Consider the following 22,047-nt stretch of genomic DNA (forward strand, 5'->3'; position numbering starts at 1 on the left):
GCAAATGCAACAGCCAGGAGGTAACCGCATGTTACTCTCCGTCCTCCTCCCGCAATGCCCCGATCCAGCATGTCCAGCGAACCCCACTCCCTGCTCCGCCACCGTCCCTTCCTCGCCTTCTGGCTGGCCCGCGTCTGCACCGCAAGCGGTTTCCAGATGCTCACCGTGGCCATCGGCTGGCACATCTACGAACTCACCGGCAACGTCCTCGACCTGGGCCTGGTCGGCCTGGTGGAGTTCCTCCCGCGGGTGCTGTTCATGCTGCATACCGGGCACGTCGCCGACCGCTACGACCGGCGCAAGGTCGCCGCCCTCTGCCAGGCCGGCCAGGCCCTGGTGGCGGTGGCGCTGGTGTTCGGCGCGGCCTCCGGAGAGCTGACCCGCAACATGATCTTCGTCCTCGCCTTCGCCCTGGGCAGCGCCCGCTCCTTCGAGATGCCGACCACCCAGGCGCTGTTGCCGAACCTGGTACCGGCCGGGCTGTTCCCGCGCGCGGTGGCCGCTTCGGCCTCGGCGATGCAGGCGGCGACCATCGCCGCCCCGGCCCTCGGCGGCCTGCTCTATGCGTTCGGCGCCGCCTGGGTCTATGTGCCGACAGCCACCCTGTACGTCCTCGCCTGCGCCCTGACGCTCAGCCTGCCGGTGCGCAACCAGCCGCTTTCCCAGGGCAAGGCCACCCTGGACTCGCTGCTCGCCGGGATCCGCTTCATCCGCAGCCGGCCGGACATCTTCGGGGCGATCTCCCTCGACCTGTTCGCCGTGCTCCTCGGCGGCGCCACAGCCCTGCTCCCGGTGTTCGCCAAGGACATCCTGCTCACCGGCCCCTGGGGCCTCGGCCTGCTGCGCTCGGCGCCGGCGGTGGGCGCACTGGCGATGTCGTTCTGGCTGGCGCGCTTCAGCATCGAGCGCAACGTCGGACGGATCATGTTCCTCTCGGTGGGCATCTTCGGCCTGGCGACCATCGCCTTCGGCCTGTCGAAGTCGTTCTGGCTGTCCCTCGGCGTGCTGGTGGTGCTCGGTGCCGCCGACATGGTCAGCATGGTCATCCGCGGCGCCTTCGTACAACTGGAGACTCCCGACGAGATGCGCGGCCGGGTCAGCGCGGTGAACGGCCTGTTCATCGGCGCCTCGAACCAGCTCGGCGAGTTCGAGTCCGGGCTCACCGCACACTGGTTCGGCACGGTGCCGGCGGTGGTCCTCGGCGGGATCGGCACCCTGGTGGTCACCGGTGCGTGGATGAAACTGTTCCCCACCCTGGCGCAACGCGACCGCCTGCACTGAGGCCCGTGCCGTCGCGCGCCGAAGCCTCGGCAGCGGTGTGTCTGCGGATGACGCCCGACCTACCCGTACACCGCTCCTTCTCGACAATTAAGAAAGCCCGGCATCGAGCCGGGCTTTTCTCGCGCCTTGCGGCGTGGTCCGCGGTGTCAGGCGGGGCGCTGCATCTCCCGATGCAGGCGCTCGACGGTGCGCTCGCTACCGTTGTCGGCCAGGCGCAGGTCGGCGCGCCCCAGGTCCTTGTGCAGACGGTCGACGGTCTGTTCGCTGCCGTTCTCGGCCAGGCGCGCCTCGCGGCCGGTCATGTCGCGGTGGAGGCGGTCGACGGTCTGCTCGCTGCCGCTTTCGGCGATCCGGCGTTCTTCCTGGACCCGCGGCGCCTGGGTCTTGCGCAGGCGTTCGAGGGTGCGGTCGGAACCGTCGGAAGCGATCATTTGCTGGGCGCCGCGCAGGGCGACGGACTCGACGCGCGGTGCGGCGAAGGCGGCATTGGCGGCCAGGGTGGCGAGAGCGATGGCGAGGATCAGCGGACGTTTCATGGCAGTGGCTCCAGGTAGTCGTTGCGTGGAGCCATTCTCTGTTCGGGAAAGTCGATTGGAAAACGAAGCACGGCAATAGTCTTTATCGACATTTGAAATAGTCGAAAAAGCCGCTCTAGATCGGAGCCTCAGGAGAAAAACGGTCGTATCGCGAGGAAACTGGCGCTATTGAGAATGTCGATAAGAAAAATCGAAGAAATCGAATGTTTGACAGGATTACTCGGATTAAAGCACGGAGAAGCCCGCAGCCAGGCCCGCCTGGCTGCGGATGAAGGAGACGTTCAGAAACGCGCCACCACGTTGAACAGGACTCGCGTATCGCGCTTGCCGTCGCGCTGGTCGGCCGGCTCACCGATGACCTGGCGGGCGATCTCCGGGTTGAACGACAACTGGTCGGTGAGGTTGAAGCGCACTCCGGCACCTATCGAGCCGAGCTTCTGCTGCTCGTCATCGTCCACGTCGAGGTTGTAGGTTTTGCCCCAGTCGTAGAAAGCGTAGGCCTGGTAGCTGCGCAGCCAGCTGTAGCCCACAGCCTGGCCGTAGCGCGGCTCGATCTTCAGGGCGAAGCCGCGGTCGCCGGTGATGTTGCCGGGCGCGAAGCCACGACCGATGCCGCTGCCGCCGACACCGAAGCGCTCGCTCGGCAGCAATGGGTCGAAGCTGTACTGCCACTGCAACTCGCCGTACACCGACCAGGGCCCGCCGAGGCCCTGCAGGCGGCCGACGTTGCCGTTGAGATAGACGAAGCGGCCGTCGGCCACCTCGCGGGAACGCCGCTCGTCGTCCTTCTTGGTCGCCCCCCACATGTCCAGGCCGATGTTGTTGCGCACCTCCGCCAGGTTGATGCCCATCCAGCGGTCGACCCAGTCGTAGGTCAGGCGCTGCTGGAACACCCGCACGTGGTCACGGCCTGGGTTCGAGGCGTCGCTGGCGAAGTCGCGCAGACGGGTCTCGGTATCCTTCCACTGCAACGCCAGGCCACCGCTCAGGTTCTGCGAGCGCGAGCGGATGAAGGGATGGTTGTAGGCAATGCTGCCTTCGGTGCTCTTGCTGACGCTGTCGAAGGGGAACACCGAGTCCGGGATGTCCGGGTTGACCTTCGAATAGGAGCCCATGATCTGCAGGGTATCGCCGGCGAACATGCCGCCCAGCGGCAGCGTGCCGCGCAACTGGATGTAGCGGGTGGCGTCGCTGAACGGCGAGATCGCGCCGAGCACGTCGATCTGCTCGTAGAAGCCCAGGCGGGAAAACTCGGTGGCGCCGAAGGCCAGGGTGGTCGGATCGGTGTAGTGCGAGCCACGGTTGTCGAGACTGACGAAGCCCTCGTAGCGCTGCTGCTGCAACGCCACGTCGAGGTTCGACGAGCCCAGCGCCTGGCCGGGGCTGAGCACGCTCTGCACGTTCACCCCCGGCAGGTCGCCGACCAGCAGCAGGCCGCGCTCCAGCGTGTCGGCGTCCAGCGGGCGCTTCTCGCTGAGCGGCGCGAGCAGTTCCTCCACCCGCACCCGCGGCCCGTCGACGGTGCCCTTGATCTGCACGTGCTCGAGGTAGCCCTCGATCACCTGCAGGCGCACCTTGCCGCCCTCGATGCTCTGTTCCGGCACCACCACCTGGGTCAGCAGGTAGCCGTCCTGACGGTACTTGGCGGTCAGGCGGTTGGCCAGGTCGACCAGCTCGGCCAGGGAAACCTGCTTGCCGAGCATGTGCTGGTAGTAGGACTCGAGCACCGCTTTGTCGTAGCGGGTATTGCCTTCGATGCGAATCTCGCGCAGTTCGAAGCGGATCTGTTCACTGCCTTGCGGCGCGACCTGCCTGGGTACCACCAGCGGCGCCTCGGGCTTGGCCTGCGGCTCGCTGCGCGGCTTGAAGCGTTCATCGAGCTGGGATGGCTGTACAGTCCCTGGCAACTCCACGGCGGCGGCGGATGCTGCCAGCATCCCGCAGCCACAGAGCGTCACCCAGCGAAGCGTCCATTGCGAAGGTTTCATCATTCACCTCGGGCAAATGACGCGCTATCGCCCGAGGGCGATAGCGCGCACTGCGAAAAGGGTTAGAAGTTCAGAGGCTTGTTGAAGCAGCTCCAGTAGTCGGCCAGGTAGCTCTGGTTCGAGCAGCCCGCCCCACTCTCCGCCTCTGCCCGCAGCGGACGATCGGTGAACTGGCCCACCCGCTTGGCGCTGGCATCCTCGGCCGGACCCGCGGCGGTCGCCGGCAGCAGGTTCGGGTCGCTGACGTCCATCCCCAGAGCGTAGGCACGCAGGAAGGGATTTTCGAGGAACGGGTTTTCCAGCGTGGTGGTGCGGTAGACCGCGTCCCCGGGGGTATCCGGATCGCGCCCTTTCTGCAGCTCGCGCAGATCGGAGAACGCCGCCAGTTGGCCCAGGTCGCCCGGATTGACCGGCAGCGGCAGGATGCTCAGCAGGTTGCCCTGGTAGTTGAGCTGATAGTTGCCGCTGGTAAGCGCGAGCCCGCCCTGGAGGATGTCGTACTGGCCGACCGCCTCGCCGCCCACCCGACCGAGTCCACCGGCGAGCACCTGGCCGGCACTGTCGCCATTCTTCAGGCCGCTCACCTGGTAGGTCAGCGCCGGGTCGACGCTGCCGACCTGCTTGCTCTTGGCGTCGGCGAATACGTTGAGCAGCGCCTTGGTGATGGTCAGGTCATTGCCCTGGTAGGCCAGGTCGTAGTTGCCGCTGGTCAGCACCAGGCCGCCCTGGTTGATGCCATACACGCCCACGTTCTCGCCCGCGGCGCGGTTCAGCCCGCCGGTGAGGATCGCGCCTGCGCTGTCGCCGTTCTTCAGACCGCTGACCTGGTAGGTCAGGCTCGGGTCGGCATCGCCGTAGACCTTGGTCTTGGCATCGGCGATCACGTTCAGCAGCGCCTTGGTGATGGTCAGGTTATTGCCCTGATAGCTCAGGTCATAGTTGCCGCTGTTCAGTGCCAGGTCGCCCTGGTTGATGCCGTACACGCCCACGTTCTCGCCCGCGGCACGGTTCAGCCCGCCGGTCAGGATCGCGCCTGCGCTATCGCCGTTCTTCAGGCCGCTGACCTGGTAGGTCAGGCTCGGGTCGGCATCGCCGTAGACCTTGGTCTTGGCGTCGGCGATCACATTCAGCAGCGCCTTGGTGATGGTCAGGTTATTGCCCTGATAGCTCAGGTCATAGTTGCCGCTGTTCAGTGCCAGGTCGCCCTGGTTGATGCCGTACACGCCCACGTTCTCGCCCGCGGCACGGTTCAGCCCGCCGGTCAGGATCGCGCCTGCGCTATCGCCGTTCTTCAGGCCGCTGACCTGGTAGGTCAGGCTCGGGTCGGCGTCGCCATAGACCTTGGTCTTGGCGTCGGCGATCACGTTCAGCAGCGCCTTGGTGATGGTCAGGTTGTTACCCTGGTAGGCTAGGTCGTAGTTGCCGCTGTTCAGTGCCAGGTCGCCCTGGTTGATGCCGTACACGCCCACGTTCTCGCCCGCGGCACGGTTCAGCCCGCCGGTGAGGATCGCGCCGGCGCTATCGCCGTTCTTCAGACCGCTGACCTGGTAGGTCAGGCTCGGATCGGCGTCGCCATAGACCTTGGTCTTGGCGTCGGCGATCACGTTCAGCAGCGCCTTGGTGATGGTCAGGTTGTTACCCTGGTAGGCTAGGTCGTAGTTGCCGCTGTTCAGTGCCAGGTCGCCCTGGTTGATGCCGTACACGCCCACGTTCTCGCCCGCGGCACGGTTCAGCCCGCCGGTGAGGATCGCGCCGGCGCTATCGCCGTTCTTCAGACCGCTGACCTGGTAGGTCAGGCTCGGATCGGCATCGCCGTAGACCTTGGTCTTGGCATCGGCGATCACGTTCAGCAGCGCCTTGGTGATGGTCAGGTTGTTGCCCTGATAGCTCAGGTCATAGTTGCCGCTGTTCAGTGCCAGGTCGCCCTGGTTGATGCCGTACACGCCCACGTTCTCGCCCGCGGCACGGTTCAGCCCGCCGGTGAGGATCGCGCCGGCGCTGTCGCCGTTCTTCAGCCCGCTGACCTGGTAGGTCAGGCTCGGGTCGGCGTCGCCATAGACCTTGGTCTTGGCATCGGCGATCACGTTCAGCAGCGCCTTGGTGATGGTCAGGTTGTTGCCCTGGTAGGCCAGGTCGTAGTTGCCGCTGTTCAGTGCCAGGTCGCCCTGGTTGATGCCGTAGGTGCCGACATTTTCACCGGCAACTCGACTCAGGCTACCGCCGTTGAGCACGGCGCCGGCGCTGTCGCCGTTCTTCAGCCCGCTGACCTGGTAGGTCAGGCTCGGGTCGGCGTCGCCATAGACCTTGGTCTTGGCATCGGCGATCACGTTCAGCAGCGCCTTGGTGATGGTCAGGTTGTTGCCCTGGTAGCTCAGGTCGTAGTTGCCGCTGTTCAGTGCCAGGTCGCCCTGGTTGATGCCGTACACGCCCACGTTCTCGCCCGCGGCACGGTTCAGCCCGCCGGTCAGGATCGCGCCTGCGCTATCGCCGTTCTTCAGGCCGCTGACCTGGTAGGTCAGGCTCGGGTCGGCATCGCCGTAGACCTTGGTCTTGGCGTCGGCGATCACGTTCAGCAGCGCCTTGGTGATGGTCAGGTTATTGCCCTGATAGCTCAGGTCATAGTTGCCGCTGTTCAGTGCCAGGTCGCCCTGGTTGATGCCGTACACGCCCACGTTCTCGCCCGCGGCGCGGTTCAGGCCACCGGTCAGGATCGAACCGGCGCTGTCGCCGTTCTTCAGTCCGCTGACCTGGTAGGTCAGGCTCGGGTCGGCGTCGCCATAGACCTTGGTCTTGGCGTCGGCGATCACGTTCAGCAGCGCCTTGGTGATGGTCAGGTTATTGCCCTGATAGCTCAGGTCATAGTTGCCGCTGTTCAGTGCCAGGTCGCCCTGGTTGATGCCGTACACGCCCACGTTCTCGCCCGCGGCGCGGTTCAGGCCACCGGTCAGGATCGAACCGGCGCTGTCGCCGTTCTTCAGTCCGCTGACCTGGTAGGTCAGGCTCGGGTCGGCGTCGCCATAGACCTTGGTCTTGGCGTCGGCGATCACGTTCAGCAGCGCCTTGGTGATGGTCAGGTTATTGCCCTGATAGCTCAGGTCATAGTTGCCGCTGTTCAGTGCCAGGTCGCCCTGGTTGATGCCGTACACGCCCACGTTCTCGCCCGCGGCACGGTTCAGCCCGCCGGTCAGAATCGCGCCTGCGCTATCGCCGTTCTTCAGTCCGCTGACCTGGTAGGTCAGGCTCGGGTCGGCGTCGCCATAGACCTTGGTCTTGGCGTCGGCGATCACGTTCAGCAGCGCCTTGGTGATGGTCAGGTTATTGCCCTGATAGCTCAGGTCATAGTTGCCGCTGTTCAGTGCCAGGTCGCCCTGGTTGATGCCGTACACGCCCACGTTCTCGCCCGCGGCACGGTTCAGCCCGCCGGTCAGAATCGCGCCTGCGCTATCGCCGTTCTTCAGGCCGCTGACCTGGTAGGTCAGGCTCGGGTCGGCATCGCCGTAGACCTTGGTCTTGGCATCGGCGATCACGTTCAGCAGCGCCTTGGTGATGGTCAGGTCGTTGCCCTGGTAATTCAGCGTGTAGTTGCTGCTGACCAGGCCCAGGCCGCCCTGGTTGATGCCGTAGACCCCGACATTCTCGCCCGCCACGCGACTCAGGCTGCCGCCATTGAGCACCGCGCCGGCGGTATCGCCGCGCTTCAGGCCGGAGACCTGGTAGGTGAGGGTCGGATCCAGGTCGCCGTACACCTTGGTCTTGGCGTCGGCGATCACGTTCAGTTGCGCCGGCGTGATGCGCAGGTCGTTGCCGACGTAGCTCAGGGTGTAGTTGGCGGTATTGAGGCCCAGCCCGCCCTGGAGAATCCCGTAGTTGCCGACATTCTCGCCGGCCACCCGGCCCAGGTTGCCGGTCAGCACGCTACCCGCGGTGTCGCCGTTCTTCAGACCGCTGACCTGGTAGGTCAGGCTCGGATCGGCGTCGCCATAGACCTTGCTCCTGGCGTCGGCGCTGACGATCAGTTGCGCCGGGGTGACCGTCAGCTTGCCGTCCTGGCGTACCAGCTGGTAGCGCTGGCTGAAGTATTCGCTGCCGTTGGCATTGCCGGTGATCGCGTACTGCCCGACGTTCGACGCCTGGGTCGCAGTGGTGCTGGCGGTCACCTGGTAGAGGTCGTTGAACTGGCTGTTGACATAGGCATCGATGGCATTGATGCCGGACATGGTCGCCGTCAGCGCCGGGTTGGCATCGCCGTAGACGCGGCTGGCATCGCCGGCGGTCAGGGTGGCGGTCTGCTGGCGCGAGAGAATGTCGCCAGCGGTGGTAGTGGTCTTGAACATTTCCACCTGGGCGCGCTCGGCAAAGCTGCCGAATGGCCCCTCGCGCATGAACAGGTCGAGGCGGGTGTCGACGCGGCTGGTCTTGCCGCCCAGGCCGAAGATCAGTTCCTCGGTCAGGCCGGTGCCGACGTCGTACTGCAACTCGTCAGTCACCCCGATCACCCCGCCGAAGCCCTTCACGCCCCAACTGGTGCCCCAGTTGCCGGCCCAGGTGGTGACGCTGCCGTTGCCGGCGGCGACGGTGAAGCCGCTGGGCGTGCCGCCGGTCGGCGTGGCCGTGACGTCGCTGCCGTTGACCCGGTAGCGCAGGTTGGTCACCAGGTAATCCGACGAGTCGTTGGTCGGGAAGCTGGCGGAGCCGCTGACCCGGCGGTAGGGCAACGCGGTGAAGACCAGGCGGTCGAACTCGCTGTTGCCGTCGGCGGTCAGGGTGTAGTTGCCGGTGGTGCCTCTGCTGTTGGCCTCGAGGACCCGGGTACCGACGCTGGAGACGATGTTCTGCGCGGTGCCGGTCATGCTCTGGCTGGCGATGAACGGATCGAACACCGTGCCGCTGGTGGTCACACCGGTGGAGTTGCTCTGCCGGTACTTCAACGCGCCATTGAAGGTCTGCAGCGCCAGGTTGCCGGCGTAGTTGTCCCAGGAACCGAGGTCGATGCTGCCGGCACGACCGGCCAGGTTGGCGGCGATCAGCGCGGTACCGGCCTGCTGGCTGATCTTGCCGGTGGTGCTGGTCTGCATCCACAGGGTGCCGCTGCCAAGGTCGACGATGCCACTGGTCTGCGGGGTGCCACCGCTGAGGAAGTTGATATTGCCGCCGGCGCGGATCGCCAGGCTGCCGTTGCGGAACAGGATCGGCGCGGAGATGTCCACCGCGCCGGCCGGGCCGGTGGCGATCAACTCCAGGCCACGGCTGGCGCCGCCCAGGTTGTTGGTGATCAGCGGCGCCTCGACCGACAGCCGGTCGCTGGCGCTGAGGGTAACCCGGCCGCCGGCCAGCGCGCCGGTGACCACCGAGGCATTGACCGTCGCGTTGCCGCTGGCGCCATTGGCTCCCCCGACCGAGCCGGAGGTGCCGCCGGAGGCGACGATGCGCAGGGTGGTCGGGTCGAGCAGCCAGGTGCCGCCGTTGCCGTAGGGTGCCGCGACGCTGACGTAGGCGCTGTCGGCGATGCTCAGGTTGACCTTGCCGGAGGTTTCCACCAGGCCGCCGTTGCCGCCCTGGGCACCGCCCCGGGCGAGGATCCGCCCGTCCATGCGGGTATTGCCGTCCGACCAGACCACGGCGAGGCCGCCGTTGCCCTTGCCGGTTGCGGAAACGTCGATGCTGGCGCCCTTGTCCAGCGTGGTGTTCTTCGCCCGGGGCAGTTCGCCGCGGCCCTGGAAGTCGCCGCCGATGCGTACGCTGCCACCCTGGGCGGCGCCGCGCGCATCGACGCTGGCGCTGCTCGCCAGGACCACCTGCTGGCCGCTGACCAGCACGTCGCCACCATTCTTCGGTCCGCTGACGTCGATCTTGCCGGCGACCTGGATGTCCCCGGACTTGCTCACCAGCGCCACGCTGCCCTCGCGCACCTCGGTGCCGCGGGCGAGGATCACGCCGGACAGGTTGACCGCGTTATCGACCACCCGCGAGGCCTGCTCGGCGGTGATCAGCACGCTGCCGCCATCGGCCTGGATGGCCCCGCCGTTGCTGACCAGCGCCTGGGCATCCTGCGGCTTGCGGGTGACCGGGTCGGTCACCGCGATCGACACCAGGCCGTCGCCGTAGAGGTCGATGGTGGCGGCGTTGCCGGCGGCCATCGCCACGGTGCCGAGGCGCGCGTTGATCACGCCGTTGTTGGCCACCGACGGCGCGACGAAGGCCGCCAGGCCTTTCTCGGCGACGCTGATGCTGCCGTCGTTGACGATCCGCGCATTGGGGTTACCGGGCTGGTCGAAGATCAGCTTGCCCTGGCGGAAGTGTTCGTCGCTGATGTTCGCCGTGGTGGTGATCAGGGAGCCGACGTCGACCTTGGCCGTGCCGCTGAATACCACGCCGTTGGAGTTGTAGATGATCACCTGCCCGGGCGCCGAGATGCGCCCGGCGATCACGCTTTCCTGGCCGGCGGTGACCCGGTTCAGGGTCGACGAGGTCACCCCGGGCTGGTTGAAGCGCACCGCTTCGTCGGCGGACACGTCGAAGCCCTTCCAGTTGATGATCGCGCGCTGGGTGCTCTGGTCGATCAGCGTGGTCTTGCCCTGCTGGCTGATCTTGATCTCGTTGGGGTTGAACTGGGCACCGGTGGGCGCCGCCATGGCCGCATTGATACTGGCGATGGCGAACATCAGGGTGCTGCTGGCGGCGAGGACGAAACGACCCTCCCTACCGGCTTTCGAAGTGGTGCGCTTGTCGCGCTGGTTATCCGGACGGACCATGAAAATCTCCCTATCTACGTGGCGCACGTCAGTTTTCCAGCACTTCATTTCGTCAGTTAAATGACGAAAATCTGAGAAGTAATTCACATGGCGCCCTATGTGCCAAAAAAATGCCTTCCAGATCAAAAAATGTCCACTTGAAAGGGCGACCGTTCGTCGGAGTGACTCAAAAATGACACTACGAAGGTTAAATATGTAACAACGTCAAAAAACCGACAATACTTTCGAGATAATCACTGTCAAGAAAACCGGAAAGCCCGCCTGGCGCGGGGGTTTGCTAGGCTAGGCAGCCTTCGCTCGCTGCCGCCAAGGACCTTCCATGAGCCATTCCCTGCGCGCCGTCTTCCTCGACCACGCCTCCCTCGACCTCGGCGACCTCGATATGCGTGCCCTGCATGCCGCGTTCGACGAACTCATGCTGTACCCCTCCAGCCAGCCGCAGGAAGTCGCCGGGCGACTGCACGGGGCGCAGGTGGCGATCAGCAACAAGGCGCCCATCGATGCGCAATGCCTGGCCGCCAATCCCGAACTGCGGCTGATCCTGGTCAGCGCCACCGGCACCAACAACATCGATCTTGCCGCCGCCCGCGAGCGTGAGATCGTCGTCGCCAACTGCCATGGCTACGGCACGCCGTCGGTGGCCCAGCACACCCTCGCGCTGCTGCTGGCGCTGGCCACCCGGCTGCCGGACTACCAGCAGGCGATACGCGCCGGACGCTGGCAGCAGGCCAGCCAGTTCTGCCTGCTGGACTTCCCCATTGTCGAACTGGAAGGCAAGACCCTCGGCCTGCTCGGCCACGGCGAACTGGGCGGCGCGGTGGCGCGACTGGCGGAAGCCTTCGGCATGCGCGTGCTGCTCGGCCAGTTGCCAGGGCGGCCGGCCCGGGCGGACCGGCTGCCGCTTGGCGAACTCCTGCCGCGGGTCGACGCCCTGACCCTGCACTGTCCCCTGACCGAGGCTACCCGCGGCATGCTCGGCGCCGCCGAACTGGCGCTGATGAAGCCCGGCGCGTTCCTGGTCAATACCGCCCGTGGCGGACTGGTCGACGAACAGGCGCTGGCCGACGCGCTACGCGGCGGACACCTGGGCGGCGCCGCCACCGACGTGCTCAGCGTCGAGCCGCCGCGAAACGGCAATCCGCTGCTGGCACCGGACATCCCGCGGCTGATCGTCACCCCGCACAACGCCTGGGGCAGCCGCGAGGCGCGGCAACGCATCGTCGGCCAGTTGGCGGAAAACGCCGAGGCCTGGAAGGCCGGTCGCGCGCTGCGGGTGGTGAATGCCGGCTGAAACGGGCAGAGGAAACCCGGCACGGATGAACGGCAGTCATCGCCGACAATCCAGGCGGGTATGCCAGGCCCAAGCCTGTTAAGATTTCCCATTTTTTCCGGAGCCCGCATGGACCCACGCAGTGAAGTGCTGCTGCGCCAGCGCCACCTCTTCGCCGCGCCGACGCTGCTGGCCGGCCTGCCCGCCGACGACCTGCTCGCCGAGCTGCCGCTGGCCCACGGCTGGAGCTGGCACGCCGGCGAACAGGCGCAACTGGACGCCCGCTTTCCCGGCCGCAGCCGCTTCGACACCCGCGCGCCGGTGGGCGCCTGGTCGGCGGCGGTACTGTTCCTGCCCAAGTCACGCGAACTGGCCGACTACCTGCTGGCCAGCCTGGCCGCGCGCCTGCCCGGCGGCGAACTGTTCCTGGTCGGCGAGAAGCGCGGCGGCATCGAGCGCGCCAGCAAGCAACTGGCCGCCTACGGCAGGCCGCGCAAGCTCGACAGCGCGCGACATTGCCAGCTCTGGCAGGTACAGGTCGAACAGGCGCCGGCCGAACCCGACCTGCTGGCCCTGGCCCAGCGCTACAGCCTGCCTCTGGCCGATGGCGAGCTGCAGGTGGTCAGCCTGCCGGGCGTATTCAGCCATGGCCGCCTGGACCGCGGCAGCGCGTTGCTGCTCGAGCATCTGGACGACCTGCCCAAAGGCCACCTGCTCGACTTCGGCTGCGGCGCCGGCGTGCTCGGGGCGTTGGTCAAACGACGCTATCCCGCCAGCCGCCTGACCCTGCTCGACGTCGACGCCTTCGCCGTCGCGAGCAGTCGCCTGACCCTGGCCGCCAACGGCCTCGACGGCGAAGTGATCGCCGCCGACGGTATCGACGGCGCGCCGCGCGGCCTCGCCGCGATCGTCAGCAACCCGCCCTTCCACCAGGGCGTGCATACCGACTACCAGGCCTCCGAGCGCCTGCTGCAACGAGCCGCCGAACACCTGGCGGCAGGCGGCGAGCTGCGCCTGGTGGCCAACAGCTTCCTGAAATACCCGCCGTTGATCGAGCGCCATCTCGGCCCTTGCCGGACGCTCGCCGAAGGCGATGGCTTCCGCGTCTACACCGCCCGTCGCCCCTGATTTCTGCCTGGAACCCTCGTGAATGAAGCTTTTCCTCTCCCTGCCCGTCCGCCCGCAGCCATTCCCTTTCGCGGCCCCTCGCCGGGAGGCCGCCGATGACTGACCTCAACGCCAGCCAGGGCCAGCAACTTCGGCGGGTACTCAAGCCGCGGCACCTGAACATGATCGCCATCGGCGGCTCCATCGGCACCGGGCTGTTCGTCGCTTCCGGGGCCACCGTGGCCAGCGCCGGCCCGGGCGGCGCGCTGCTCTCCTACGCACTGATCGGCCTGATGGTCTACTTCCTCATGACCAGCCTCGGCGAGATGGCCGCCTACATGCCGGTTTCCGGCTCGTTCTGCACCTATGGCAGCCGGTTCGTCGAAGATGGCTTCGGTTTCGCCCTCGGCTGGAACTACTGGTACAACTGGGCGGTGACCATCGCCGCGGAACTGGTGGCGGCGCAGCTGGTGATGAGCTTCTGGTTCCCCGACGTGCCGGGAATCTACTGGAGCGCGATCTTCCTCGGCATCATGTTCGGCCTCAACGTGATCTCCGCGCGTGGCTTCGGCGAAAGCGAGTTCTGGTTCGCCCTGATCAAGGTGGTCACGGTGGTCATCTTCATCGGCGTCGGCCTGGCGACCATCTTCGGCATCATGCATGGCGTGGAGTCGCCCGGCTTCAGCAACTTCACCCTGGGCGACGCGCCCTTCGTCGGCGGCTTCCAGGCGATGGTCGGGGTGGCGATGATCGCCGGCTTCTCGTTCCAGGGCACCGAACTGATCGGCATCGCCGCCGGCGAGTCGGAAAATCCGCGGAAGAACATCCCGATCGCCATCCGCCAGGTGTTCTGGCGCATCCTGATGTTCTACATCCTGGCGATCTTCGTGATCGGCATGCTGATCCCCTATACCGACCCGAACCTGCTGAAGAACGACGCCAGCGACATCAGCGTGTCGCCTTTCACCCTGCTTTTCGAGCGCGCCGGTTTCGCCGCCGCCGCAGGGGTGATGAACGCGGTGATCCTCTCGGCGATCCTCTCGGCCGGCAACTCGGGGATGTACGCCTCGACCCGCATGCTCTACAACCTGGCCCTCGAGGGCAAGGCACCGCGCCTGTTCTCCCGCGTCTCGCGCAGCGGTGTGCCGCGCAACGCGCTCTACGCCACGACCCTGGTCGGTGCCCTGTGCTTCCTCACCTCGGCCTTCGGCGACAGCACCGTCTACACCTGGCTGCTGAATACCTCGGGCATGTGCGGCTTCATCGCCTGGCTGGGCATCGCCATCTCCCACTACCGCTTCCGCAAGGGTTACCTCGCCCAGGGCGGCCGCCTGGAAGACCTGCCCTACCGGGCCAAGCTGTTCCCCTTCGGCCCGCTGTTCGCCTTCGCCCTGTGCATGGTCATCACCCTCGGACAGAACTACCAGGCGCTGGTCGGCGAGCGCATCGACTGGATCGGCCTGCTGGCCACCTACATCAGCCTGCCGCTGTTCCTGGCGATCTGGCTGGGCTACCGCTGGAAGAAGCGTTCGCGCTTCGTCCGCTACAACGAGATGGACGTCAGCCCGACCAATCCCTGAACCGCAGAGTACTCCGGCGATCCGCATGGATTCGCCGCGGTTCGCCGGCATTTGGCCGCACGATCCCGCCTCCCCCTGCGCCCGGCCGAACGAAAGTTCCCCCCTTGGGCTTGCCCAAGCCGCCCGGCTTGGGCAGAATGCGCCCCGTCCTAGGGGAGTAGTCTCCCGCGAGCGCCGTCCAGGCCTCGCCCGGCACGCGTCAACACACTTGGTCCGCAGACCATGGCGCGCGCGACCCAAGCCTGCCCAGACAGGCCAAGGGTTTGACAAGACCTATGACACGCACGATCTGACCCGGGGCGGGCAGATGGCGCGTGTCATGGTGATTAGTCGACCCGCCCCTTAGGAAGCCTGATGGAATCGCTGTTCGTCCCCACCCTGATCGTTGCTCTCGCGGAAATCGGCGACAAGACCCAGTTGCTGGCGCTCCTGCTCGCGGCGCGGTTCCGCAAGCCATGGCCGATCATCGCCGGCATCGTCGCCGCCACCCTGGCCAACCACTTCGCCGCCGGCGCGGTAGGCGCCTGGGTCGCCAGCTTCTTCTCCGAAGCCACCCTGAGCTGGATCCTCGCCGCGTCCTTCATCGCCGTCGCGCTCTGGACGCTGGTCCCGGACAAGCTCGACGACGAAGAGTCCGGGCTGAAGAAATACGGGCCCTTCCTCACCACCCTGATCGCCTTCTTCCTCGCCGAGATGGGTGACAAGACCCAGGTCGCCACGGTGATGCTGGCCGCCCAGTATCCGCATTTCTGGCTGGTGGTGATCGGCACCACGCTGGGCATGCTGATCGCCAATGTGCCGGTGGTGCTGATCGGCAACCTGGCCGCCGACAGGTTGCCGCTGGCGCTGATCCGCCGCCTGGCCGCGGCCGCCTTCGCCGCGCTCGGCCTTTACGCCGCCTGGCACGCCGCGCGATTGACAGGCTGGCTCTGACGGACCGCGCCGCCGGGCCCGGTTGGCTAGGCGGCCAATGCAAAATGCATGGAAGCGGCTAGAGTTCAGGCAGGTACCGGATGCCTGCCCGACCACCCGCCCGCGAGAGCCGGAGATGCCCGCACACGACCTGAAACGACTCGCCCGCCATCACATCGAACTGTCCTGGAACAAGGGCCGCATGGCGCTGGTGGAGCAACTGCACAGCAAGGATTTCCTCTACAAGAGTTCGTTCATCGGCCATCCCCTGGATACCGCCGGCTATATCCGCCTTGTGCAGGACATCCGCACGGCCATGCCGGACCTGGAGGTGGTGGTCGAGGACTGCATCGGCGAGGAGCGCAAGGTGTTCACCTGGAGCACCCTGATCGGCACCATCGTCCGGCCGACCCTGGGCTATCCGGCCAGCGACAAGGTGCTGAGCATTTCCGCGATGGGCTTCTGGGTGTTCAACCCGCAGGGCCAGCTGCAGGAACTGTGCACCATGTTCGACATGGAGAGCTTCCGCGCCCAGCTGGGACTGCAGACCCGGCCCTTCGCGGAAAAGGCGCTGCCCTAGGTGTTGAAATAGCCGTTGTCGCGGAACCAGTCGATGGCGCGCAGCAGGGTGTCGTCCAGGGCGGTGGTGGAGAAGAAGCCGAGTTCCTCGCGGGCCTTGCGTCCATCGAGGAACTGCCCTCCGGCCATCACCTCGATAGCGGTCTCGTCGAGCAGCGGCAACTGGCCGCTGACCCGGTAGCGCAGGCGGCCGAGGGTGGCCAGGGCGCGAGCCATGGCCATCGACATCGGCTGCGGTGCCGGCTGGCCGAGCAGTTCGGCGATGCGCCGGGTCAGGTCGGCCATCTCCAGGTTGTGCCCGGTCAGCAGGTAGCGCTCGCCGATGCGCCCGCGCTCCAGGGCCATCAGCAGGCCGCGGCCGGCTTCGGCGGCGTCGATGACATTGCGCTGGCCGGCGACGTAGTGGGTCATCTCGCCATTGCCGATGGCGGTGATCACGCGCCCGGTGGTCGGGCCGATGTCCAGTTCGCCGAGGACCATTCCGGGAATCCCGATCACCACCGGCAGGCCATTGCGCGCCTGCTCCCGGGCCTGCTCGTCGAGCGCCCACTTGCACAGCACGTAGGAACTCTTGCCGCTCGGCAGGCTGTCGTAGAACAGCCCCTCGTGTCCCGGCAGGCCCTGCGGATGGCGCGGCATGGCGTAGGCCGAGCCGACATAGAGGATGCGCGGCACCCGCGCCTGCAGGCAGGCGGCGTAGAACGGATTGGTCTGGCCCAGCGCGCTGGCCACTTCCTCCTGCCAGCGGCGTGGCCGCGACGGATAGTAGCCGGCGCTGAAGATCACTCCGTCGAGGCCGCGCAGCGCGCGCTCCAGGCCGGCGTGATCGAGCATCTCGGCGACCCGGCACTCGGGCTCCAGATAGGCGAGACGCTGGATCTGCGAAGAAGGACGGTGGACCAGCACCAGATCGTGACCGGCGGCCCTGATGGCGCGCGCGGCGTGATGTCCCAGCAGGCCGGTGGCTCCGAGTACGGCGTATTTCACATGAGCTCCAGGGCGTGAGAGTGACTGTTCGTCCACGGGTCCCGCGAGCGGGTCGGCCAGCAGTCTAGGCCGAACACCGGCGAGATACCAAACAGCGGGTTACGGAAATACACATCGCGCGTTTCCGACGGTAAGCCTGTCGGCGCGCCGGCCGCCCCGCGACCGCGCGCGCCTGGCCTCACTTGCCGCGCCTGGCCTGCTGGTAGAGCGGCATCACCTTGGGAATCGCGGCCTGGAGGTTGGCCATCCGCGAGCTGTCGGAGGGGTGGGTGCTGGTGAACTCCGGCTGGCCGGCGCCGCCGCTGGCCTTGCCCATCTTCTGCCAGAGGCTGATCGCCGCTTCCGGGTTGTAGCCGGCGCGGGCGGCCAGTTCGAGGCCGATCAGGTCGGCTTCGTTCTCGTTGGCCCGGCTGTTGGGCAGGGTCATCAGGTATTCGACCCCGGTATTGGCCAGTTGCAGGCTTTCCTGGCCGAGCCCGGCGAGGGCGCCGATCTGGCTCGCCAGCTGTACGCCGTAGGCCTTGGACATGGCTTCGCGGCCATGCTCGCGCAGGGCGTGGGCGATCTCGTGGCCCATCACCGCGGCGATCTCGTCGTCGGTGAGCTTCAGCTTGTCGATCAGGCCGGTGTAGAAAATGATCTTGCCGCCGGGGCCGCAGTTGGCGTTGAGCTCGTCGCTCTTCACCACGTTGACTTCCCAGTTCCAGCCGGTCGCGTCCGGGCGGAAGGCGGCGGTCTGCGGGATCAGCCGCTGGGCGATCGCCTTGACCCGCCGCGCGTCGGCGCTGCTGGTGTCGAGCACGCCGGCGCTCTTCGCCTCGCCGAGGGTCTTCTGGTACGACTGGGCGTACATCTGGTCGACTTCCTGGCTGGACAGCATGCTGAACATGTATTGCTTGCGGTCGACGCCGACGGCGCCGCCACTGGTGGTGTTCACTGCCTGGCAACCGGCGAGCAGCAGCGCGCCGGCGAGGGTGGCGAATCGGAAGGGATGAGCCATGGTCCTTGTTCTCCTCTGAAGGCCGGAGCGCATGGTAGGCCCCGGCTCGCACGGCGGCAACAGCCGCTGGAGCGGAAACCCGGGAGCGCCGATTAAGGATTTTCCGGGCTCCTGCCGATAACCCTCCCTGAGACAATTCCAACAAGGGTCGGAAGTCCCATCATGAAGCTCAAGTCGATCCAGTTTTCTGTCGCCGCCCTCGCCGGCGCCAGCGTTCTAAGCGTCGTCGTGGTGCTGGTGCTGTACGCCCTGTTCGCCGGCGCGCGCACCCAGGAGCTGGTGCAGCAGCGCACCCAGGGCCTGTTGGAAAAGGTCATCAACGAGCGCCTGGTGGCGCTGGCGCGCGCCCAGGTCAGCCAGATCCAGCGCGAGCTGGAATATCCGCTGACAGTGGTGCATGGCCTGGCCAACAGTACCCGCCTGCTCGGCGAGCCGGGCACCGACGGCATGCCGCAGCTGAACGCCAGCCGCGACGAGATTTCCGCGCTGCTGCGCAGCACCGTGCAGAACAATCCCAAGCTGCTCGACACCTTCATGGCCTGGGAGCCGGACGCCTTCGGCAGCGACGCCGCCTTCGCCGGCCAGACCGGCAAGGGCTACGCCCCGGACGGCCGCTACCTGCCCTGGTGGTACCGTGGCGCCGACGGCCAGCCGATCGTCGAGTCGATGGTCGACACCATAGACAGCGAGAAGCTGCTGCCCACCGGCGTGCGCGAGAACGAGTTCTACGCCTGTCCGAAGGAGCGGAAGCGGCCCTGCATCGTCGACCCAGCCCCCTACGAGATGGGCGGCAAGACGGTGATGATGTCGTCGTTCAACGTGCCGATCATGGTCGGCGACCAGTTCCGCGGCGCGGTCGGCGCCGATCTCTCGCTGGCCTTCATCCAGGACCTGCTCAAGCGCGCCGACCAGCAACTCTACGACGGCGCCGGGGAAATGGCGCTGATCGCCAGCAACGGCCGGCTGGTGGCCTATACCCGCGACGACGGCAAGCTCGGCGAGCCGGTGAGCAGCGTTCTCGACAGCAACGAAGTGGATAATCTGAAGAATCTCTCGCTCGACCAGCCGCTCTACGACGTCGACGCCGAACATGGCCACATCGAGCTGTTCCTGCCCTTCACCATCGCCGACACCGGCGTGCGCTGGACCCTGATGCTGCAGATTCCCCAGACCGCGGTGTTCGGCGAACTGCAACAGTTGCAGGCCGACCTGAGCAGCCAGCGCCAGCAGGACATCCTCGGCATGAGCCTGGCCGGCCTGGTGGTGGCGGCCCTCGGCCTGCTGGTGGTATGGCTGGTCGGCTACGGCATCGCCCGGCCGCTGCGCCAGCTGGTCGGCATGCTCGACGACATCGCCCAGGGCGAAGGCGACCTGACCCGCCGCCTGAGCAGCGAGCGCGCCGACGAGCTGGGCTCCATCGCCAATGGCTTCAATACCTTCCTCGGCAAGCTGCAGAACATGATCGGCCAGGTGGTGCAGTCGGTGCAGAAGGTCAGCGACTCCTCGGAACACACCGCCGACATCGCCATCCGCACCAACCAGGGGGTCCAGCAGCAACTGGCGGAAATCGAGCTGGTGGCCACCGCAGTCCACGAGATGACCGCCACCGCCCAGGACGTGGCGCGCAACGCCACCCACGCCGCCGAGGCGGCCAACCACGCCGACCAGGCCGCGCACCAGGGCAAGCAGATCGTCGAGAGCAGCTCGGCGGCGATCCAGGCCCTGGCCGGCGAGATCGGCCGCGCGGTCGGGGTGGTGCAGAACCTGGCCAAGGACAGCGAGAACATCAACGCGATCCTGGTGGCGATCCGCGGCATCGCCGAGCAGACCAACCTGCTCGCCCTCAACGCCGCCATCGAGGCCGCCCGCGCCGGCGAGCAGGGGCGCGGCTTCGCGGTGGTGGCCGACGAGGTGCGCAACCTGGCGCAGAAGACCCAGCAGGCCACGGAAGAGATCCAGAGCATGATCCAGCAATTGCAGCAGGGCACCCGCGACGTGGTGAAGGTCATGCAGGACAGCCAGGACCGTACCGACGACAGCGTGCGTCATGCGCGCCAGGCGGCCGAGGCGCTGGAGTCGATCACCCAGGCGGTGTCGGTGATCAACGACATGAACACCCAGATCGCCAGCGCCGCCGAGGAGCAGAGCGCGGTCGCCGAGGACATCAACCGCAACGTCAGCAACATCGGCCAGGTCGCCAACCAGGTCGCCGGCGGCGCCGACGAGGCATCCCAGGCCAGCGCCGAGCTGACCCGGCTGGCCGAGCAGCAGCGGCGGCTGGTGAATCAGTTCAAGGTGTAGCTCAGGCCGGGGTCAGGCACTCCGGCCCGTCGGCTTCCGGCTGGTTGACGAAGCCGGCCAGGGCCACGCTGCGCAGGTTCGCTTGCGGCTTGGCGAGCAGGCTGATCAGCGCCGGCAGCGGCGTGTCCGGGGCCAGCCAGGTGTCCTGTTCGGCCTCGTCGAGCAGCAGCGGCCGGCGGAACTCGGCGGCCGCCTGGGACACCTGGGCCACGCTGAGCCAGGTCTGTCCCTGCACCGGATAGGCTTCCCAGATCCCGGCGAAGAACAGCAGGCGCTCGCCGGTGGAGACCCAGTAGGGGCGCTTGCGCACCCCGCGCCATTCATAGAAACCGTTGGCCGGCAGCAGGCAACGGCGTCGCAGGAACGCCTCGCGGAACATCGGCTGCTCGGCAAGGGTTTCCGCCCGCGCGTGGCTGGGCGTTCGCGACAGGTCGGTGAGCCAGGCCGGGGTCAGCCCCCAGCGCGCCAGGTCGGCGCGGCGCGCGCCGCCCTCCGCGCGAACCATCAGCACCTGGTTCGCCGGAGAAATGTTCCACTGCGCCCGCCAGTCCGCCGGGAACCCCGGCAGCGCCGCCAGCGCGGGATTCCAGCGGAACAGCGCGTAACGACCACTCATGCTTGCCACCGCCTGGTGAAGGAAAGCCGCACAGTGTAACCCGAAGCGCCGCGCCGGCCTTGCCGAACGAAAGCTGAATGAAACCCAATCTTCACTTGACGCGCCTATCCTCCGGGCTTAACGTCCCCGCCCGCATTCCGCAACCCACACAGGAGTCCTGCATTGGACAACAGCCCCAGTCGATTGCGACAGGTCCCTCCGGCGAGCTAGTCCAGCAGAACCCTCTGCCACTGCTCGCCGGACATGGCGGACAGTGGCGATCCGCATCCCGCACGGGATGACGCATCCCCATTTTCCCATCGTGACCCTTCCCTTCGCGCCGCCGCGCCGGGAAGCCACGCACCTGCGCAATCCATCGCCCTTTTGACCGCGCGCGCCGACGGCTCGCGCCAGCCCCGGCCGTCGGCCGGCAACGAGGTGGAACATGATGGATTGGAAAGTATTTCTCCTGCGCGTCGCGGTCGCGCTGGTCCTGGGCGCCCTGATCGGCGCCGAACGCCAGCTGCGCCAGCGCCTCACCGGCCTGCGCACCAACGCGCTGGTCAGCACCGGCGCCTGCCTGTTCGTGCTGATGACCCAGGGCGTGCCCGGCCTGGCCGGCGACGCCTCGCGGATCGCCGCCTACGTGGTCTCCGGGATCGGTTTCCTCGGCGGCGGCGTGATCATGCGCGACGGCCTCAACGTGCGCGGCCTGAACACCGCCGCCACCCTCTGGTGCACCGCCGCCATCGGCGTGCTGTGCAGCATGGGCCTGCTGCTGGAGGCCAGCCTCGGCAGCCTGGTGGTGCTCTGCGCCAACATCCTGCTGCGCGATATCGCCCAGCGCCTGAATCGCCAGGACGTGGTGCCGGCCAGCGAAGCCGAGCAGCGCTACGAGGTACAGATCGTCTGCCGCGCCGAGGACGAGATCCAGGTCCGCAGCCTGATGCTGCACAGCCTGGGCAGCAGCGGCCTGCGCCTGCAATCGCTGCACAGCGAGGACCTGGACAACCCGGCCAAGCTGGAAGTCCGCGCCGAACTGCTCGGCACCCCGGAAGCCCCGGCGCAGCTGGAACGCCTGGTCAGCCGGGTAAGCCTGGAGAAGGGCGTCAGCTCGGTGCGCTGGCAGGTCTTCGAACTGGCGGCCGACTGAGCGGCC

General features: G+C 67.0%; 14 protein-coding genes and 1 riboswitch. Of the genes, 8 read left to right on the top strand and 6 right to left on the bottom strand.

The genetic code is table 11. From position 1 onward, the window contains the following. The first annotated feature begins 69 nt into the window (after window positions 1-69). Complete coding sequence (locus B7D75_RS23815; protein ID WP_034081492.1) at window positions 70-1,281, top strand: MFS transporter; 1,212 nt, start codon at window positions 70-72, stop codon at window positions 1,279-1,281. Window positions 1,282-1,427: 146 nt separating this feature from the next. Here the strand turns inward: B7D75_RS23815 and B7D75_RS23820 are convergent, their stop codons facing one another. From B7D75_RS23820 to B7D75_RS23830, 3 genes are all read right to left on the bottom strand, one after another. Then, a complete protein-coding gene (locus B7D75_RS23820; protein ID WP_012077357.1) occupies window positions 1,428-1,817 on the bottom strand; it encodes a hypothetical protein in 390 nt (129 codons plus the stop codon). Window positions 1,818-2,098: 281 nt separating this feature from the next. Continuing rightward, window positions 2,099-3,805, bottom strand: a complete 1,707-nt coding sequence (cdrB, locus tag B7D75_RS23825; RefSeq protein ID WP_033999463.1) for a two-partner secretion system transporter CdrB — start codon at window positions 3,803-3,805, stop codon at window positions 2,099-2,101. Window positions 3,806-3,867: 62 nt separating this feature from the next. Next, on the bottom strand, window positions 3,868-10,557 hold the full coding sequence (locus B7D75_RS23830; RefSeq protein WP_107114486.1) for an MBG domain-containing protein: 6,690 nt from the start codon (window positions 10,555-10,557) through the stop codon (window positions 3,868-3,870). A gap of 319 nt (window positions 10,558-10,876) precedes the next feature. Here B7D75_RS23830 and B7D75_RS23835 point away from each other — a divergent pair, with 319 nt between their 5' ends. From B7D75_RS23835 to B7D75_RS23855, 5 genes are all read left to right on the top strand, one after another. Next, on the top strand, window positions 10,877-11,848 hold the full coding sequence (locus B7D75_RS23835; RefSeq protein WP_034000362.1) for a 2-hydroxyacid dehydrogenase: 972 nt from the start codon (window positions 10,877-10,879) through the stop codon (window positions 11,846-11,848). Window positions 11,849-11,956: 108 nt separating this feature from the next. Continuing rightward, window positions 11,957-12,955: a class I SAM-dependent methyltransferase gene (locus B7D75_RS23840; RefSeq protein WP_034000363.1), complete on the top strand. Its 999-nt coding sequence runs from the start codon at window positions 11,957-11,959 to the stop codon at window positions 12,953-12,955. A gap of 95 nt (window positions 12,956-13,050) precedes the next feature. Next, a complete protein-coding gene (locus B7D75_RS23845; protein WP_003158017.1) occupies window positions 13,051-14,514 on the top strand; it encodes an amino acid permease in 1,464 nt (487 codons plus the stop codon). 140 nt (window positions 14,515-14,654) lie between these two features. Then, window positions 14,655-14,779, top strand: a riboswitch (yybP-ykoY riboswitch). Window positions 14,780-14,868: 89 nt separating this feature from the next. Beyond that, complete coding sequence (locus B7D75_RS23850; RefSeq protein WP_012077362.1) at window positions 14,869-15,447, top strand: TMEM165/GDT1 family protein; 579 nt, start codon at window positions 14,869-14,871, stop codon at window positions 15,445-15,447. Window positions 15,448-15,562: 115 nt separating this feature from the next. Then, window positions 15,563-16,006, top strand: a complete 444-nt coding sequence (locus B7D75_RS23855) for a nuclear transport factor 2 family protein (RefSeq protein WP_003151162.1) — start codon at window positions 15,563-15,565, stop codon at window positions 16,004-16,006. On the opposite strand, the gene B7D75_RS23860 is transcribed toward B7D75_RS23855, so the two are convergent. Then, complete coding sequence (locus B7D75_RS23860; RefSeq protein WP_074197232.1) at window positions 16,003-17,028, bottom strand: NAD-dependent epimerase/dehydratase family protein; 1,026 nt, start codon at window positions 17,026-17,028, stop codon at window positions 16,003-16,005. The genes B7D75_RS23855 and B7D75_RS23860 overlap by 4 nt on opposite strands. Window positions 17,029-17,170: 142 nt before the next feature. Continuing rightward, a complete protein-coding gene (locus tag B7D75_RS23865; RefSeq protein ID WP_012077365.1) occupies window positions 17,171-17,992 on the bottom strand; it encodes a M48 family metallopeptidase in 822 nt (273 codons plus the stop codon). Between the two features lie 162 nt (window positions 17,993-18,154). Here B7D75_RS23865 and B7D75_RS23870 point away from each other — a divergent pair, with 162 nt between their 5' ends. Continuing rightward, on the top strand, window positions 18,155-20,293 hold the full coding sequence (locus B7D75_RS23870) for a methyl-accepting chemotaxis protein (RefSeq protein ID WP_034079910.1): 2,139 nt from the start codon (window positions 18,155-18,157) through the stop codon (window positions 20,291-20,293). Between the two features lies 1 nt (window position 20,294). Here the strand turns inward: B7D75_RS23870 and B7D75_RS23875 are convergent, their stop codons facing one another. Beyond that, window positions 20,295-20,909, bottom strand: coding sequence for an SOS response-associated peptidase (locus B7D75_RS23875; RefSeq protein WP_003149964.1), 615 nt, complete (start codon window positions 20,907-20,909; stop codon window positions 20,295-20,297). 427 nt (window positions 20,910-21,336) lie between these two features. Between B7D75_RS23875 and B7D75_RS23880 the strand changes: the two genes are divergently transcribed. Beyond that, entirely contained in the window at window positions 21,337-22,041 is a 705-nt protein-coding gene (locus tag B7D75_RS23880; RefSeq protein ID WP_003149962.1) for an MgtC/SapB family protein, read from the top strand. Window positions 22,042-22,047: the final 6 nt, after the last annotated feature.

Source organism: Pseudomonas paraeruginosa, assembly GCF_003025345.2.
Taxonomy (GTDB): Bacteria; Pseudomonadota; Gammaproteobacteria; order Pseudomonadales; family Pseudomonadaceae; genus Pseudomonas; species Pseudomonas paraeruginosa.